Origin of the sequence: Epilithonimonas mollis, from assembly GCF_900142325.1 — a bacterium.
Classification (GTDB): Bacteria; Bacteroidota; Bacteroidia; order Flavobacteriales; family Weeksellaceae; genus Epilithonimonas; species Epilithonimonas mollis.
In genome coordinates this window covers 979238-997272 of sequence record NZ_FRAM01000001.1, presented here as the reverse complement: position 1 = coordinate 997272, position 18035 = coordinate 979238, and the positions used below count along the sequence as shown (strand labels likewise).

General features: G+C 35.1%; 14 protein-coding genes. All 14 read left to right on the top strand.

Annotation, left to right across the window (positions count from 1 at the left end; genetic code table 11):
- Positions 1-4 precede the first annotated feature (4 nt).
- The 14 genes from BUA97_RS04335 to BUA97_RS04270 all read left to right on the top strand — a co-directional run bounded on the left by BUA97_RS04335 (position 5) and on the right by BUA97_RS04270 (position 17712).
- Positions 5-778 (top strand): metallophosphoesterase family protein, encoded by a 774-nt coding sequence (locus BUA97_RS04335; RefSeq protein WP_072996610.1) that lies wholly within the window; start codon positions 5-7, stop codon positions 776-778.
- 17 nt (positions 779-795) lie between these two features.
- Positions 796-1173, top strand: coding sequence for a glycine cleavage system protein GcvH (gene gcvH / locus BUA97_RS04330; protein ID WP_002981112.1), 378 nt, complete (start codon positions 796-798; stop codon positions 1171-1173).
- A 7-nt stretch (positions 1174-1180) separates the two neighbouring features.
- On the top strand, positions 1181-2224 hold the full coding sequence (gene arsB, locus BUA97_RS04325) for an ACR3 family arsenite efflux transporter (RefSeq protein WP_072996609.1): 1044 nt from the start codon (positions 1181-1183) through the stop codon (positions 2222-2224).
- A gap of 84 nt (positions 2225-2308) precedes the next feature.
- Positions 2309-2878: a class I SAM-dependent methyltransferase gene (locus tag BUA97_RS04320; RefSeq protein ID WP_425551480.1), complete on the top strand. Its 570-nt coding sequence runs from the start codon at positions 2309-2311 to the stop codon at positions 2876-2878.
- Between the two features lie 273 nt (positions 2879-3151).
- Positions 3152-3484 carry a DUF6660 family protein gene (locus BUA97_RS04315; RefSeq protein ID WP_228409064.1) on the top strand — a complete coding sequence of 111 codons (333 nt, stop codon included), beginning with the start codon at positions 3152-3154 and terminating at the stop codon, positions 3482-3484.
- 155 nt (positions 3485-3639) lie between these two features.
- The gene (locus BUA97_RS04310) at positions 3640-8004 is read left to right on the top strand and encodes a CusA/CzcA family heavy metal efflux RND transporter (RefSeq protein WP_072996607.1); all 4365 of its coding nucleotides are present in this window, start codon (positions 3640-3642) and stop codon (positions 8002-8004) included.
- 71 nt (positions 8005-8075) lie between these two features.
- Positions 8076-9395, top strand: coding sequence for an efflux RND transporter periplasmic adaptor subunit (locus tag BUA97_RS04305; RefSeq protein WP_072996606.1), 1320 nt, complete (start codon positions 8076-8078; stop codon positions 9393-9395).
- 60 nt (positions 9396-9455) lie between these two features.
- Entirely contained in the window at positions 9456-10196 is a 741-nt protein-coding gene (locus tag BUA97_RS04300) for a methyltransferase family protein (RefSeq protein WP_072996605.1), read from the top strand.
- Positions 10197-10227: 31 nt separating this feature from the next.
- Complete coding sequence (locus BUA97_RS04295) at positions 10228-11106, top strand: bestrophin family protein (RefSeq protein WP_072996604.1); 879 nt, start codon at positions 10228-10230, stop codon at positions 11104-11106.
- A gap of 28 nt (positions 11107-11134) precedes the next feature.
- Positions 11135-12028 carry a cation diffusion facilitator family transporter gene (locus BUA97_RS04290; RefSeq protein WP_072996603.1) on the top strand — a complete coding sequence of 298 codons (894 nt, stop codon included), beginning with the start codon at positions 11135-11137 and terminating at the stop codon, positions 12026-12028.
- A gap of 232 nt (positions 12029-12260) precedes the next feature.
- Positions 12261-14165 carry an LTA synthase family protein gene (locus BUA97_RS04285; protein ID WP_228459744.1) on the top strand — a complete coding sequence of 635 codons (1905 nt, stop codon included), beginning with the start codon at positions 12261-12263 and terminating at the stop codon, positions 14163-14165.
- Between the two features lie 5 nt (positions 14166-14170).
- Positions 14171-14647 (top strand): MgtC/SapB family protein, encoded by a 477-nt coding sequence (locus BUA97_RS04280; RefSeq protein WP_084081246.1) that lies wholly within the window; start codon positions 14171-14173, stop codon positions 14645-14647.
- A 43-nt stretch (positions 14648-14690) separates the two neighbouring features.
- Positions 14691-16730: a heavy metal translocating P-type ATPase gene (locus BUA97_RS04275; RefSeq protein WP_072996601.1), complete on the top strand. Its 2040-nt coding sequence runs from the start codon at positions 14691-14693 to the stop codon at positions 16728-16730.
- A 184-nt stretch (positions 16731-16914) separates the two neighbouring features.
- Positions 16915-17712, top strand: coding sequence for a phosphatase PAP2 family protein (locus tag BUA97_RS04270; RefSeq protein WP_245795797.1), 798 nt, complete (start codon positions 16915-16917; stop codon positions 17710-17712).
- The last annotated feature ends 323 nt before the right edge of the window (positions 17713-18035 follow it).

Here is an 18035-nt window from a genome sequence, read left to right as displayed (position 1 = left end):
AAAAATGAAAATTGCATTATTCAGCGACATTCACGCCAATCTACCTGCCTTAGAAGCATTCTTTGAAGATGTAGAAAAAAGAAACCCCGACAGTATTTATTGCTTAGGCGATTTGGTAGGTTATAATATTTGGGCAAATGAAGTTGTAAACGAAATCCGTAAAAGGAAAATACCAACCATTGCAGGAAATTATGATTTTGGCATTGGGAGAATGAGTAATGAATGCGGTTGCGCCTACAAAACAGACGCTGAGAAGGACAACGGCAATATTTCCATTTCTTTTACCAATTCTTTGATGAAAGATGAGGAACGTGCTTACCTGCGTACACTTCCAGCCCATATCAAAGTAGAATTTCAATTGAACGAAGACAAGCTAAATCTGCTTTTGGTACACGGGAGTCCGAGAAAAATTAACGAATATCTCTTCGAAGACCGTGAGGAAAAAAGTATGCTTCGTATTATGGAACAAGCCGATGCCGACATTATGTGTTTCGGACATACGCACAAGCCCTATCACAGAGTTTTAAATTCGGGTGTTGATGGTGAAAATCATTTCCGCCACGCAGTGAATATCGGTTCCGTTGGTAAGCCAAAAGACAACGATATAAGAGGTGGTTATGCGATGTTGACAATTAATGAAAACAGTTCTGTTTTGAACAAAGAAAGCATCAGTGTAGAATTTATCCGTTTCGACTATGACTTTGAAAAAGCTGCAAAGGCTGTGGAAGACAGCCCTCTTCCAAACGAGTACGCAGAGAATCTAAGACGTGGCTATTAATCTAAAAAATCTAAAAAATGGAATTTCCAAATGATTTAAAATATTCAAAAGAACATACGTGGATAAGCATACAGGACAACACAGGTACAATAGGTATCACAGAATTTGCACAAAGTGAATTGGGCGAAATCGTATATGCAAATTTACCAAACATTGGATATAGTTTTCAGCAGGACGAAGTATTCGGTTCTGTTGAAGCGGTTAAAACGGTCAGTGATTTATTTATGCCAGTATCGGGTAAAATCATTGAAACGAACCAACTCTTATTAGAAGAGCCAACACTAATCAATTCAGAATCTTTTGGAAACGGTTGGCTGATAAAAATTGAAATCAAAGATATTACAGAATTAGAAAAATTATTGACATCAAACCAATATAGAGAACTTACAAATTAGACACACAATGCAGCCAAAACTAAAATTTCTTGACCGTTACCTAACCTTATGGATATTCCTTGCAATGGCAATAGGTATAGGTTTAGGACATTTCTTTCCGGGAATATCAAAAATTACAAATACTTTATCCATTGGAACTACAAATATTCCATTGGCTATAGGTTTAATATTAATGATGTACCCACCATTGGCAAAGGTTGATTATTCATTATTGCCCCAAGCATTTAAGGATAAAAAAGTAATCGGTCTGTCATTATTGCTGAATTGGGTCATTGGTACTTTATTGATGTTCGGATTAGCCGTTTTGTTTTTACGCAATGAACCCGATTATATGACAGGGTTAATACTGATAGGTTTGGCAAGATGTATAGCAATGGTAATCGTATGGACCGATTTAGCTAAAGCAAACAGAGAATATACAGCTATGTTAGTTGCATTAAACAGTATCTTTCAGATAATAAGTTACAATTTTTTAGTTTGGCTATTCATCAACGTGTTACCGAGTAAATTAGGATTGACAAATTTCAATGTAAGTGTATCAATGAAAGATGTTACAACAAGCGTATTGATATATTTAGGCATTCCATTCTTAGCAGGTTTTATAAGCCGTTATGCATTAGTAAAATCAAAAGGGATAGAATGGTATAACAGGAAATTTGTACCCAAAATATCGCCCATTACATTATATGCTTTACTGTTTACTATTGTTTTAATGTTCAGCTTGAAAGGCGATAAAATATTAGAGTTACCAATGGATGTAATAAAAGTAGCCATACCACTAATTATCTATTTTATACTAATGTTTTTCGTTAGTTTCTTTATCAATAAAGCCTTAAAAGTTCCTTACGACAAAAACGCATCCATCGCATTTACAGCCACAGGAAACAATTTTGAATTGGCTATAGCAGTAGCAATATCTATTTTCGGTATCCATTCCCCACAAGCATTTGTGGGAGTTATTGGACCGTTGGTAGAAGTTCCCGTCTTGATACTATTGGTAAAGGTAAGTTTGTGGTTAAACGTGAGATATAGTAAAAAAAAAATGAGTTAAATTTGAATAGTACAAAAAATTAAAGAGATATGTCATTATCTGATAGAAAAAATCATTGGGAAAAAAATATACAATACCAAAGCTTTGGAAGAAGTAAGCTGGTATCAGCCTACACCCGAAACGTCATTAGCATTTATTAAAGAATTCAATGTATCAAAAACGGCCAAAATAATTGATATTGGCGGAGGAGATAGTTTTTTTGTTGATCACTTGCTTGACTTGGGTTATCAGGACATTACAGTTTTAGACATATCAGAGACAGCACTTAGTAAAGCTAAGCAACGACTTGGCGAAAAGTCAAACCGTGTAAAATGGATAGTTGAAGATGCCGGTACATTTAAACCCACAGAACAATATGATTTTTGGCACGACAGGGCTGCTTTTCATTTTTTGACAGAGGATAATGAAATTGAAAGCTACATCGATACGGTTAAACAGAACATTAAACCAACAGGAATTTTGGTAATCGGGAGCTTTTCAGAACAAGGTCCGATAAAATGTAGTGGTATTGAAATCAAACAGTATTCTGAAAGTTCATTGGAAAGTCGCTTTAAGGAACATTTAAATAAAATAGAATGCTTTACCGTAGACCACAGAACACCTTTTAATACCAATCAGAACTTTGTGTTTTGCAGTTTTAGAAGAAAAAGATGAGTTGGAATAAAAATATCGATAAAAAAATGAAATGGCAGATCTTATCAAAGTTTCACCATTCATTTTAGTTTGTTGATATAGTAGACAGACAGCTTCACAGTATCATTAGTCAAAAATAAAACAGATGAAAAATCTACATTTGATTGTCGTTTGTTAATAGTTGCGAAATTTAAAAAGTTTATTAATAATAAGTTTTTGTTTTTCAAGAATTTTTATTTTAAAAGTTTTTAGAATATTTAGTTAAACTTTGAAAAATATATTTATATTTGTAAAGTGAGATTAGTTAAGTTCTTTTTAATTATTTATTTCATGGTGCTTGCCGTAGTGCCTTGTAGTGATATCCATGCGCAGTCTCCAAATAATTCTAAAGATTCTTACAGTACTATTAGCAATTCTGAAGATTCTCATTCTAAAGACAAAGGAGATATTTGTTCTCCATTATGTACCTGTAACTGTTGTCAGATAACAGTAGCATCTTCTAAAATAGAGCCTTTAATGCCTTTATCACAAAAGGTAACCGAATATTTCTCAAAAAAAATTCATTTTCAAAAAAATGATTTTGCTCATTTGGTGTATGACCAGATTTGGCAACCCCCTAAAATTTAATTTTTATTGATTTAATGTAAGACGTGTGTCTTTCATCATTTTGTCGTGGAAACTTTGCAATATCATTGCATCGTGTTTCCGCTCATCTTTGTCGTTCATAATTCATCCTTTTTTTTTGATGAAATGAGCTCGACATTCAATAAAATTTAAATCCAATGTTAGATAATATCATAAGATTTAGCATCAAAAATAAAATCATCATAGGCTTGATGACTTTGATGTTAGTCATTTGGGGTGCTTGGAGCGCCACAAAATTACCTATTGATGCCGTACCGGACATCACCAACAATCAGGTACAGATTATTACAGTTTGCCCGACGCTTGCAGGACAGGAAGTGGAGCAACTCGTTACTTTTCCAATCGAGCAAAGTATTGCCAATGTCCCAAATATTGAAGAAACAAGAAGTATTTCAAGGTTTGGGCTATCAGTTATTACCGTTGTTTTCAAAGAAGATGTAGACGTTTATTTTGCCCGTCAGTTAATCAGCGAACAATTAAAAAGAGCTGCCGAAGAAATTCCGAAAGGTGTGGGAACACCTGAAATGGCTCCTGTAAGTACAGGTTTGGGCGAAGTCTATCAATATATTCTTCACCCTAAAAAAGGCAGTGAGAAAAAATACAGCAGTAAGGAGCTAAGAACAATGCAGGACTGGATTGTCCGCAGACAGCTTAACGGAACTCCTGGTGTTGCGGAAATTAACAGCTTTGGAGGAGAGTTGAAACAGTATGAAGTTGCAGTAAATCCAAACCGTCTAAAAGCAATGGGAGTAAGTATTACAGATATATTTACTGCTTTAGAGAAAAACAATCAAAACACCGGAGGTGCTTATATTGATAAAAAGCCGAATGCCTATTTTATTCGTGGAATCGGAATCGTTACTTCGATTGAAGATGTAAAAAATATAGCTGTCAAAAATGAAACGGGTAGTGTTCCGATTTTCATTAAAGATGTAGCCAATGTTGGCTTAGGCCACGCAGTCCGTTATGGAGCTTTGACTTATAATGGCGAAGTAGATGCAGTGGGAGGTGTAATTATGATGCTGAAAGGCGCCAATAGTAATGAAGTCGTTCAAAGAGTTAAAGAAAAAATTCCTACCATTCAGAAATCGCTTCCGGCAGATGTTGTGATTGAGCCATTTTTGGACAGAACAGATCTGGTAGGAAGAGCAATCAGTACTGTAGAAAAAAACCTGATTGAAGGAGCATTGATCGTAATCTTTGTCTTGGTTATTTTCCTTGGAAATTTAAGAGCTGGTTTGATTGTAGCTTCAGCAATTCCCCTTTCATTGCTATTTGCTTTAGGAATGATGAATGTTTTTGGGGTAAGCGCCAACCTGATGAGTTTAGGAGCTATTGATTTTGGTTTGATTGTAGATGGTGCAGTGATTATTGTCGAAGCCACCCTTCATCATCTTGGAATGAGAAAAAGTATGAAGGTAATGACTCAAAATGAAATGGATGAAGAGGTTTTCCTTTCTGCGTCAAAGATTAGAAGCAGTGCTGCATTCGGAGAGATCATTATTTTAATCGTTTATATTCCGATTCTAACTTTAGTGGGTGTTGAAGGTAAAATGTTCACACCAATGGCTAAGACAGTAGGATTTGCAATTCTAGGAGCTTTTATTTTGTCACTGACTTATATTCCTATGATGAGCGCCTTAATCTTGTCAAAAAAGCCATCTCATAAAGAGACTTTCTCAGATAAGATGATGAACAGACTCCAAAAAATCTATCAGCCACTTCTGGAAAAAGCCCTGAAAATTAAATATTGGCTTGTAGGAGTGACAATTGCCATATTTGCCATTGCAGTTTTGATTTTTGGTAGAATGGGAGGAGAATTTATTCCTCAGTTACAAGAAGGAGATTTTGCTTTTCACTGTATTTTACCACAAGGAAGTTCTTTAAGTCAAAGTATAGAAACTTCTATGCAGGCTTCAAGAATTATCAAGCAATTCGATGAGGTAAAAATGGTTGTCGGAAAAACAGGAGCTGCAGAAGTCCCTACTGATCCTATGCCGCCGGAAGCCACGGATATGATTGTCGTACTAAAACCACAGGATGAGTGGAAAACCAAGAAATCTTATGAACAATTAGCCGACGAAATTTCTGAAAAACTGGAGACCATTCCAGGAGTTTTCTTTGAAAAAAACCAGCCAATCCAAATGCGTTTTAATGAACTAATGACCGGTATCAGACAGGACGTTGCGGTGAAGATATTTGGTGAGAATTTAGATTCATTGGCAATTTATGCAGATAAAACAGCAAAAGTTATTCAATCGGTTCAGGGAGCAACTTCCCCACAAATAGAACGTGTTAGTGGACTGCCGCAGATTAATGTAGAATACGACAGAACAAGAATGGCCAATTATGGACTGAATATTCAGGATGTCAACAGTGCTGTAAGTACTGCATTTGCGGGACAGGCAGCAGGACAGGTTTTCGAAAATGAAAGAAGATTCGATCTTGTTGTCCGTTTAGACAGTCTGAACAGAACTAATATCGATGATGTAAATAACCTGATGATCTCCACCAATTCCGGAGTGCAGGTTCCTCTTTCACAGGTGGCAAATGTCAGTTATAAATTAGGTCCCGCACAAATCAGTCGTGAGGCAGGAAAAAGAAGAATTGTTATCGGTTTCAATGTCAAAGGCAGAGATGTTGAAAGCGTTGTGGAAGATATTCAGAAAAAGCTGGATCAACAGGTTAAACTTCCGTCGGGATATTATTTCACCTATGGTGGTCAGTTTGAAAATCTAAAGGCGGCGAGCGCAAGGTTGATGATTGCTGTTCCTGTGTCGTTGCTACTGATCTTTATGCTTTTATATTTTACATTTCACTCTTTTAAACAGGCTGCGCTAATTTTTACAGCCATTCCAATGAGTGCTATTGGTGGTGTTTTCGCTTTAATATTAAGAGATATGCCATTCAGTATCAGTGCAGGAATTGGATTTATTGCTTTATTTGGAGTTGCGGTTTTGAACGGAATTGTTTTGATAGGCACTTTCAACCAACTGGAAAAAGAAGGCGAAACCGATATTCTAAAGCGCGTATTGGTAGGTACCAAAACGAGGTTGAGACCCGTTTTGATGACAGCGACGGTGGCTTCATTAGGATTTTTGCCAATGGCAATTTCTACGGGAGCAGGAGCAGAAGTTCAGAAACCACTGGCAACAGTTGTTATTGGAGGTTTGGTAACAGCTACATTCCTGACATTATTTGTATTGCCTATGCTTTATATTATTTTTAATACAAAAATCAACATAAAGAAAATAGGTAATAAATCAGTTGCAACACTTGTGATATTAGGATTCTTATTTTTAGGTCAGACTTTTAAAGCACAGCAGGGTAATCCGTTGAGTCTTGAGGAGGCTACCAAGATGGCGCTAACCAACAATAACCTGATGAAGTCAAAAGATCTGGATATTAAGGCCACGGAAGCATTATTGCCTACCGCCAAAGAACTTCCTAAAATGAATGCAGATATGCAATTGGGACAGTATAACTCGAAAAAGTTTGATCAAATGTTTTCCATTTCTCAGACAATTCCATTTCCCAGCTTATTTAAAGCCAAAAAAGACCTTATTAACGAGCAGGTGAAAGGTAAACAAATAAGTAAAGAGGTGTCTGCAAATGAACTCGCTAAACAGGTTAGAACATATTATTATCAGATTGAGTACTTGCAGTACAATCAGACAAAACTTCAAAACCTGGACAGCTTATATACCGATTTTATTAGAATTGCAACAGTTAGGTTTAAAGCGGGAGATGTTAAAAAAATTGAAATTAATACCGCTGAAACGCAGAAAGGAGAAATTAATCTGTTACTCAAACAAAATTGGGTGTATTTGATTAATGCTTACAAAAACCTAAAGGCACTTTTAAATACTTCTGAGGATTTTACCATATTATATGATGAGAATTATCATCCTCTGAAAGCGGATTATGTTCTGGACAGTACTGTTGTTGCAAGACATCCTACGGTAAGGGCTTTTTATCAGGATATGGAGATTGCTGAGAAAAACAAAAAGGTTGAAAAGTCCCTAGGTTTACCGGATTTCACAATAGGTTATACAAATCAGTCACTGATTGGTTTTCAGACTGTAAATGGAATGGATCAATATTTTAACGGTGGAAACAGATTTCATTCTGCAACAATTGGAGTTTCTATTCCATTAACTTTTGGTGCAACCAAGGCGAGAATTCGTTCACTGGATTATCAAAAGCAAATGGCGGAGTCCAATGCGAAGTTTCAGCAAAAACAATTGGAAGCACAGCTTGAAAATGCTTTGAACCAATATCAGCAAAATATAAAACAGTATGATTACTATGTCAATCAGGCTATTCCAAATGCTGAGAAGATTACAAAAGCAGGGCAGTTGGGATATAAAACAGGGGAAATATCATATGTGGAATATCTTTTTGCTTTGCAGACTTCTACCAATATTCAGTTGAAATATCTGCAATCCATTCAGCAGGTCAATGAATCTGTCATTATCATTAATTCAATAATCAATCAATAAAATGAAATGCCTGTAATGCTATTAATTAATCAGTATTACAGGTACTTCATCTGACAAATAAATTTATAAAGATGAAAATCAAATATAGTATTGTATCTCTAGCTTTAATTTCACTTTTTGCTGTTAGTTGCGGAAAGAAAGATACAGCGGAAGCAACAACAGAAAAACCCAAAACAGAACAAGCTGAAGAGGGTGCTCACGAAGAAGGACCGAAAACTATTGCTGAACTTACAGAAGAACAAATGAAATCTGTAGGAGTCTTACTGGGACAAGTTGAAATGAAAGACCTAACGTCAACCATAAAAGCCAACGGATTGTTGAGGGTTCCTAATGATAAAAAAGCTACAGTGACCTCTTTATATGGAGGTGTTATTAAGACCATTAATTTTCAGATTGGTGATTATGTAAGAAAAGGGCAGGTGTTGGCAAGCATCAGTAATCCAGAATACATTCAGCTGCAGGAGCAATATTTAACCGTAAACAGTCGAATATCTTTTGCAGAGCAGGAATTCAGAAGGCAGAAAGAGCTATTTGACAATGATGCAGGAGCCAAAAAGAATCTACAGAGTTCTGATGCCGAACTGAAGAGTCTGAGAACACAAAGAGCATCTTTACAGAGACAACTTCAGCTGATGGGCATAAGCCCAGGAAGAGTCAACAATGGAAATCTCCGTTCAGGATTGGTTATTACTGCTCCTATCAGTGGTGTAATTAGTAATATCAATGCACAAATAGGAAGTTATGTAGATGTTTCATCACCGGTTTTGGAAATGATAGATAACAGTTCAATTCACTTGGATCTTCAGGTATTTGAAAGAGACTTACCTAAAATGAAAGTAGGTCAGAAAGTACAGTTTAAATTAACCAATAATCCTGAAATATTTTATAATGCAACGGTTTACAGTATCGGTTCTTCTTTTGAAAATGAAAGCAAGACCATTTCTGTTCATGCCAATGTTACAGGAAATAAAGTGGGGTTGATCGACGGAATGAATATCACAGGTGTAATTAATCTTGAGAGTGCGACAACGCCTGCAGTTCCCGATGAGGCAATTGTAGAGGCTGACGGTAAGTTCTATGTATTTGTACAGACAGACAAAAAAGCTGAGGAGCATGAAGCTCTAGAGAAGGCAGATGATGATCATGGACATGGACATGATGAAGGAGAAGCTGAACACGGTCACAAAAATGAACAGGAAGCTGGTAATCATGCAAAGGAGCAGGGAAAGAAAATGAATTTTGAGAAAGTGGAAGTAGCCAAAGGCTCATCTGAAATGGGATATACTGCTATTACTCCTGTCGTTGAAATACCAAAAGATTCAAAAATTGTAGTGAAAGGAGCTTTTTTCGTGAATGCTAAATTATCAAATGCCGGAGATCACGGACATTAGTAAACTAAAAGAGTGAAATTAACCTTAAGGTGTTTCACTCTTATTTAAAATTTAATGATTATGGCCTTAAAACAAGAACTTGAAAAACAAGGTAACTGGCTATTCAGATACAGAAGTTTTTTACCGCTCATCATTCTTTTCATTGGTTTAGCAGTTTTTATTGAGACCAATTGGAACAGAAGTATCTCTGAATGTAATGTTTATTATGAATTGTTTTGCCTCCTTATAAGTATTTTCGGATTAAGCATAAGGATTTACACAGTTGGCTTTACTCCAAAAAATACATCAGGCAGAAACACAAAAGCGGGTCAGGTAGCTGATGAATTAAATACGACAGGAATTTACAGTATTGTCAGAAATCCACTGTATCTCGGAAATTTCTTTATGTGGCTTGGTTTAGCTCTGTTGACTGAAAGCATATGGTTTATAGTTTCATTCGTCCTTTTTTATTGGATCTATTATGAAAGAATCATATTTGCTGAGGAGCAATTTCTTGAAAGAAAATTTGGGGATTATTATATCAGGTGGACTGAAAGAGTACCTCCGTTTATACCTAATTTTTCATTGTTCAAAAGTAATCAGCTGAGGTTCAGTATCAGAAAAGTTTTGCTTAAAGAAAAAAACGGACTTTTTGCCATCTTTCTGATTTTTACTGTATTTGATATTTCGGCAGAAGTTATGAATAACCATCTTCATTTCAATAATGTTTTTATTATAGGTTGCATAGTGACTATGCTGTTATATGTTGTTTTGAAAATAATAAAAAGAAATAAAGGGTTCTCCCTAGAAATTAACAAGTAGAAAAAATATAAATATCAAATACAAAAAAGCGATGTTACTCAACAAAAGAATTTCGATAGGATATTTTGTCCGTCAGATTAAGTACCAGATCATATTGATTGTATTTTTTGCTTTTTTTATAGGTTTTTTGGATGATATATCTCTATTTAAAAAAATATCTATTCCATTAAGTATCCCCGCATTGCTGGGAACGGCAGTGTCATTACTTCTGGCATTCAGAACAGCACAGTCATATGAAAGATGGTGGGAGGCAAGAACCGTATGGGGCGCTATCGTCAATGATTCAAGATCTTTTATAAGATTAGTAAGACAGTTTGTTCCTGAACTACCCGAGGAGAGCAGGCTAGTTGCAGAAAGACAGATTGTGTGGGTGTATGCCTTGGGTGAAGCATTGAGAAAACAGGTATTTTCAGATAAAGTGAAGAATTATCTGCAGTCCCATAACATTACAGGAACAAATATTCCTAATGCAATTTTGGATAAGCATTCCGAACAGATTAGAAAAATTGCTGCGGAAGGTCATATTTCTGATTTTAAAGAAGTTCAGTTAAATGAGGTTCTTATGAGATTATGCGACAGCATGGGAAAATGCGAGCGATTGAAAAATACAGTATTTCCAAGAGCTTACAGTATCCTGCTGCATACATTGATTTATGTTTTTGCTTTTTTATTGCCTTTTGGTTTGGAAGATTCTCAGTTGACTGTCGAAATAGTCACTACTATTATTGTCCCTATTATATTTATTACGATAGAGAAAACAGCTATTATCATGCAGGATCCTTTTGAGAATACTCCTGTTGATACACCAATGACAGCTTTGGCTCAGACGATTGAAATCAACCTACTTCAAATGATTGGTGAGAAAAATATTCCCGCTAAAAAAGAGAATGATTCCTATTTTGAAATGTAGTTTGGATATAAGATAACATCTAGAAATTATGAATAACGATAATAAAAATCTTTCAGCCTCATCAAAGCACAAAAAAAATCTATTGATTGTACTGTGCTTAAGTGGCACATATATGATTGCAGAGGTAATAGGAGGTATTACAACAAAGAGTCTCGCGTTGTTAGCTGACGCAGCACACATGTTGACAGATGTGGTAGGGCTATTTTTAGCATTCGTTGCTATCAAGATAGGTGAAAGAAAAGCAACTTCTCAGAAAACTTTTGGTTACTATAGAACAGAAATATTGGCTGCCGTTATTAATGCGGTTGTTTTATTAGGTATTTCTATATATGTTTTGTTTGAAGCATATCAGAGATTTAATAATCCTCCAGAGGTACAAAGTACTCCTATGTTGATTGTAGCTGGGATTGGTTTAGTGGTAAATATCATAGGGATCATAATTATCCGTAAAGATTCTTCCGAGAGTCTAAATATGAAGGGCGCTTATTTTGAAGTTCTTTCCGATGGATTAACATCGATAGGAGTAATGATTGCAGGAATAATAATGTTAACAACAGGTTGGTATTATGCTGATCCATTAATTTCTGCTGCAATAGGTCTTTTAATATTTCCAAGGACTTGGAAACTGTTGAAGGAGGCTATAAATGTTCTCTTAGAAGGTACACCAAATGATGTTAACATAGAAGATTTACGGAAATCCCTTGAATCCATAAATGGAGTCAAAAAAATACATGACCTGCATGTTTGGTCTCTTACTTCAGGATTTAATGCAATGAGCTCACATGTCATTGCTGAGCGTAGTGAGGATATGAATATTCTACTAAAAACACTTACAGAAAAAGCTACTACTGATTTTAAAATTTCACATACTACTTTTCAAATTGAAACAGAAGGACACAAAGAAGGCGAAGCACATCTTTAAAGATTTACAATATTAATAATCAAAAATATTGGAATATGGAAAACAGATTTGATGTCATAATTATTGGCTCTGGCCCACGTATTATCAATCACTTCAGGAAGCTTCCTTGGCGGTTCATGGGATCGCTATCCACATTTAACTTTAAAATAAATCTATTCTCGGTATGAAACCTAAAAGTCTTTTTAAGAGCAGCTATGCATTGCTTGCCAGATTTTTTCTATTATTTATCATAATGTCTTTTTTACTAAGGCTGGGATTTGTATTGTCCTCATTTCCTAAGGCTGAGTTTTCTGCAGTAGCTTTTATTAGAGTATTTTTATTAGGACTTATATATGACATAGGGGTAGGTTTGTTTTTCATATTTCCATATAGCCTTTATTTGTTGATTTTGCCCCAACGATTGGTAGATTCTAGATTAAATAAAATCATTACCTACTTTTCTTTTTCTCTTGTTGTATTGATTCTGTTTTTTTCCTTTTTTGCTGAAATAACTTTTTGGCAGGAATTTGAAAGCCGGTTTAATTTTATCGCTGTAGACTATCTTATTTACACTTACGAAGTAATTAATAATATCAATGAGTCTTATCCCCTGCCAATATTAATTGCAGTGATGATAATTCTCACATTTTTTGTAATTTTTTTCTGTATCCGAAAAAAATATTTTTTTGATACTTTCAAAGGCACTACCAGATTTTTTTCAAGGCTGAAAATAACGGTTGGAATTTTTGTAGCAACTCTTGTTTATGCTTTCTTAGTCGAAAACAATTTTGCGGATTTGAGTACCAACCGCTATCAAAATGAATTGTCAAAATCAGGAATCTATTCATTCTTTTCTGCTTATAATAATAATGAAATTAATTACGATCATTTTTATCAACTTATGGATAATAAGGATGCTTTTAAGATTATTAAAAATGATTTGAAAGACAGCAGTTCTATATTTCTGCAGAACAGTTTCTCAATCGAAAGAAAAATTAAACCCACCACAGCAACTGTACAAAGACCTAATGTAATTATGATTACAATGGAAAGTTTCAGTGCAGATTTCATGAAAACTTTTGGAAATAATCAGGGTATAACTCCGGTATTGGATTCGCTTGCAAAAGAAAGTGTTTTATTTACAAATATGTATGCTACAGGTACGAGAACGGTTCGAGGAATGGAAGCTCTTTCTCTTGCAATACCCCCTACACCAGGTAATAGTATCGTCAGACGAAAAAATAATGACCAGCTGACAACAATAGGATCAATTTTCAGTCAGCAGGGTTATGATACAAGTTTTTTTTATGGAGGGGACGGATATTTTGATAATATGAACAAGTATTTTGGGAATAACGGATATAACATTATTGATAGAAACAGAAATGCATTTGCAAAGGAAAACTATCTTGCGCCAAGAACTTCAATCGATGATAGAAATATTACTTTCGAAAACGCATGGGGTATATGTGACGAGGATCTTTACAATGAGGTAATCAGAAAATCAGATCAGCAATATAAAAGTGGCAAACCCTTCTACGACTTTGTTATGACTACGTCAAATCACCGACCGTTCACCTATCCGGATGGAAAAATTGATATTCCCTCTGGTTCAGGAAGAGAAGGAGCAGTTAAATATACAGATTATGCAATAGGAGCATTTCTGAAAAAGATAAAAAATAAGCCATGGTATAAAAATACTGTTATTGTTATTGTTGCAGACCACTGTGCCAGCAGCGCTGGGAAAAATGAAATTGATATATCAAAATACCATATTCCCGCGATGATTGTAAATCTTCAAGACAAGCAGTCTTTGAAAATCGATAAAATGTGTTCTCAAATTGATTTGTATCCTACTTTATTTAACTTTTTAGGATGGAAATATACAAGCAATCTGTATGGAAAAAATGTACTTAGCGACAACTATATTCCCAGAATATTTGTTGGGACTTACCAAAAACTTGCCTATATGGAGAATGATGATCTCGTCATCCTTTCACCCCAACAAAAAGTTGAGACTTTTAAATATATACAAGGAAAAAACGATCAGATTGCTGTATTACCTAAGCCGGAAATAGTAAGAAGGGCAATTGCGAATTATCAAACAGCCTATTACCTTTATAAAAATAATGGTTTGAAGCAGAATCAAAAAAAATAATTGATATGAATATGGATCTCCGCTTTGAGTTAATTATTGCAGCTAAACTCTTTTTGTCAATAGTATTAGGTTGTATTATAGGTTTTGAGAGGGAAACATCCCATAAAGATGCGGGAATCAGAACTTTTGGTGCAATTACCTTGGCTTCGTGTCTGTTTGTTGCAATTGCATCTCACCTTACAGATGATAAATCTGCTATTGCACGAATGCTCGCTGCGATAGCAACGGGACTCGGCTTTATCGGCGCAGGTTTGAGCTTTAAGGATAAAGGCAACGGTCTTATGGGGCTAACAACGTCATCTGCCTTATGGGCTACGGCTGCAGTCGGCTCTGCAGTTGCTCTCAATATGTATGTACTGGCCATATTTTCTACCGTTTTAATTTACATATTATTATCTCTTAATAAATTCACATGGTTTAGAAAGATAATAAAAAGTAATATTTCAAACAAAAGTAATCATGATGAAGGAAACAACGTTTAGCTTACTTTAAGATTTAAAAATGTAAACATTTAATCAAAATATTATGGAACACATTCACAAGTATGACGCAGAGGGCAAACAGCTCTGCTGCTCTGCACAAGAGGAAAAGATTGATAAAAAGGCTGATAATCTCCTGAAAAAATCGAAACATACAGCGAACGACGGGCATGATCATGATCATAGCGATGAAGACGGACACGACCACGGAAGCACGGATAAAACTATTTTTCAAATGTTTTTACCATCAGTAATATCACTTGTGCTTCTATTAACGGGAATTGTATTTGATAATTACGTTAAAATTGAATGGTTTGATGGATGGATTAGGACAATATGGTATGTGGCTGCTTATGCTCCTGTTGGCCTTCCTGTTATAAAAGAAGCTATTGAAAGTATCGTAAAAGGTGATGTTTTTTCGGAATTTTTACTGATGACCATTGCTACTGTCGGCGCATTTGTTATCGCAGAATATCCTGAAGGTGTTGCTGTAATGTTGTTCTATGCTGTAGGAGAGACCTTTCAAACTCTCGCAGTTACAAGGGCTAAGAGTAATATTAAAGCTTTACTTGACCAGCGACCAGATGAGGTTACAATTTTGGAGAATAATATTCCTAAAACTATAAAAGCTGCACAAGCTAAAATAGGAGAGATTATTCAATTGAAACCTGGTGAAAAATTAGCGTTGGACGGTGAATTGCTAAGTGATTCGGCATCCTTCAACACCGCTGCTTTAACAGGCGAAAGTAAACCAGATACGAAAAGCAAAGGGGAGTCAGTTTTAGCAGGAATGATCAATCTGACGAGCGTCGCACAAGTAAAGATCACTACTGCTTACGAAGACAGTAAATTAAGTAAGATTTTGGAATTGGTACAGAATGCCACATCACAAAAAGCCCCTACAGAACTTTTTATCAGAAAATTTGCTCGTATATATACACCTATAGTCGTCTTATTGGCAATTTTAATCTGCGTTGTACCATATTTCATTGTTGATGATTATGTATTTAGAGATTGGTTGTATCGTGCGCTGGTATTTTTAGTGATCTCATGCCCTTGTGCATTGGTAATATCGATTCCTTTAGGATATTTCGGAGGGATTGGTGCCGCAAGCAGAAATGGGATTTTATTTAAAGGAAGTAATTTTCTCGATAAAATTGCTGAGATACAAAACGTTGTAATGGACAAAACCGGAACAATGACTGAAGGTGTTTTTAAAGTTCAGGAAGTTAAAATTGAACCAGGTTTTGACCAGGATGAAATTCTTAAACTTGTAAATACGCTGGAGAGTAAGTCAACGCATCCTGTCGCAACCGCTATTCATGAGTATGTTGGAGAAATTGATAATTCTATCAATCTTGATAATACTGAAGAAATTGCAGGTCACGGTCTTAAAGCGACTGTGAACGGAAAAGATTTGCTGGTGGGTAATTTTAAGCTAATGGATAAATTCAATATTAAATATGATATTGACCCTTCCACAATTATTTATACTATCATCGCAATAGCATATGAAGGAAAATTTGCTGGCCTTATTACTATTGCAGACAGTATAAAAGAAGATGCAGGGATTACAATCAAAAAACTTCATAATCTTAATGTTAAGGTGACTATGCTCAGTGGGGATAAAAGTAGTGTGGTTAAATATGTTGCGGACGAGATAGGAATTGATAATGCTTTTGGTGATTTACTTCCAGAAGACAAAGTCAATAAAGTTAAAGAGATTAAAGCAAGAAAAGAGAGCGTCGCATTTGTTGGTGACGGGGTAAATGATGCACCAGTGGTTGCATTGAGTGACGTAGGAATTGCTATGGGTGGATTAGGAAGTGATGCGACTATTGAAACAGCCGATGTCGTAATTCAGGATGATAAACCTTCAAAAATTCCCATGGCAATCAATATCGGTAAAAAAACAAAAAAGATTGTTTGGCAGAATATCATCCTAGCATTTGTAGTGAAAGCAATTGTGCTTATTCTTGGAGCTGGTGGTTTAGCAACCATGTGGGAAGCTGTTTTTGCTGATGTAGGAGTTTCACTTATTGCTATTCTGAATGCCGTAAGAATTCAGAAAATGAAATTTGAATAATTACTTTTCAGATTTTTTTAAACATTGCAATTCAATAAATAAAATGAAGTTTTTAAAGCAACCTCCAATATCTAACTAATCTTTAAATCAATATAATTCTATTGTTTTTATTCCGGTTTTATATCGGAACATCAATAACTATGTTCGAAAATAACCACTGAATTAAATCAAAATGCATATTCCCATGACAAATTTTTTCAAAAAATATATGCTCATAATATTGATGCAGATTTGTTGTTTAGCCTCAGCACAAGACAGTCTGAAGTTAAATACTCTAGATTACTATGATTCTTTAGAAGTATCTGATCTGAAACATCATCAATTAAGTTACAAGAAATTAATTATCCCGGCAAGCTTGATTACAGTCGGTGCCATCAGTTTTGTTGTTCCTGAGATGAAAGAAATAGATCGTGATGTTAGGGGAGAAGTGAATGAACATAATTTGTCCAATTCAAAGCTGGATAATTATACACAGTACGTCCCTGCTGCAATGGTGTATGCCTTGAATATAGCAGGAATGAAGGGTAAACATAATTTTAAAGAAAGAACAATTATTTTTGCAACCAGCCAGGCTTTGACAGCGGCTATTGTACTTCCAAGTAAGAAATTAATCGGAGAAGAACGACCTGATAAATCCAATAATATGTCGTTTCCTTCGGGACATGCTGCTGTTGCCTTTTCGACTGCCCACTTTTTATTCCGTGAATATAAGGACACCAATTACTGGCTTGGAATATCGGGATATTCATTTGCGGTTTTTACAAGTGTATACCGGGTAATTAATAACAAACATTGGGTAACTGATGTATTTGCAGGCGCTGGAGTTGGGATATTGTCAACAGAAATAGCTTATTGGTTATATCCCAAAATCAATTCTTTGTTTAACATCAGCAAGGGTAAGTCTGCTTCTATGATTTCGCCATTTTATCAAAAATTTGATAAAACGAATATAATGGGGCTAAACTATCAATTGTCCTTTTAAAAGTAATGTAATGAGTTTTAAAAGGACATTAAAAAGAAAAGCAATACGTAATAGTAAACATAGGGTTTCATCCAAGGATATCTTTTATCTAATCTGTTGTGCCCTTTTTTTTCTTTTGCTAATAATACATCAGACTTATAAATTTAGTATTAAGTATACAAAAATTCATCCCAGACCATCTAACCATCAAACACACTCTAAATAATTAAAATACAATGTATCATTTTCTGAATAAAAATTAAGTATTCTCCAAACAATATTCTCCAAACAATATTTTCCAAACAAAAATTCATTCAAACAACTTTTATAAACCTTTTATTTTT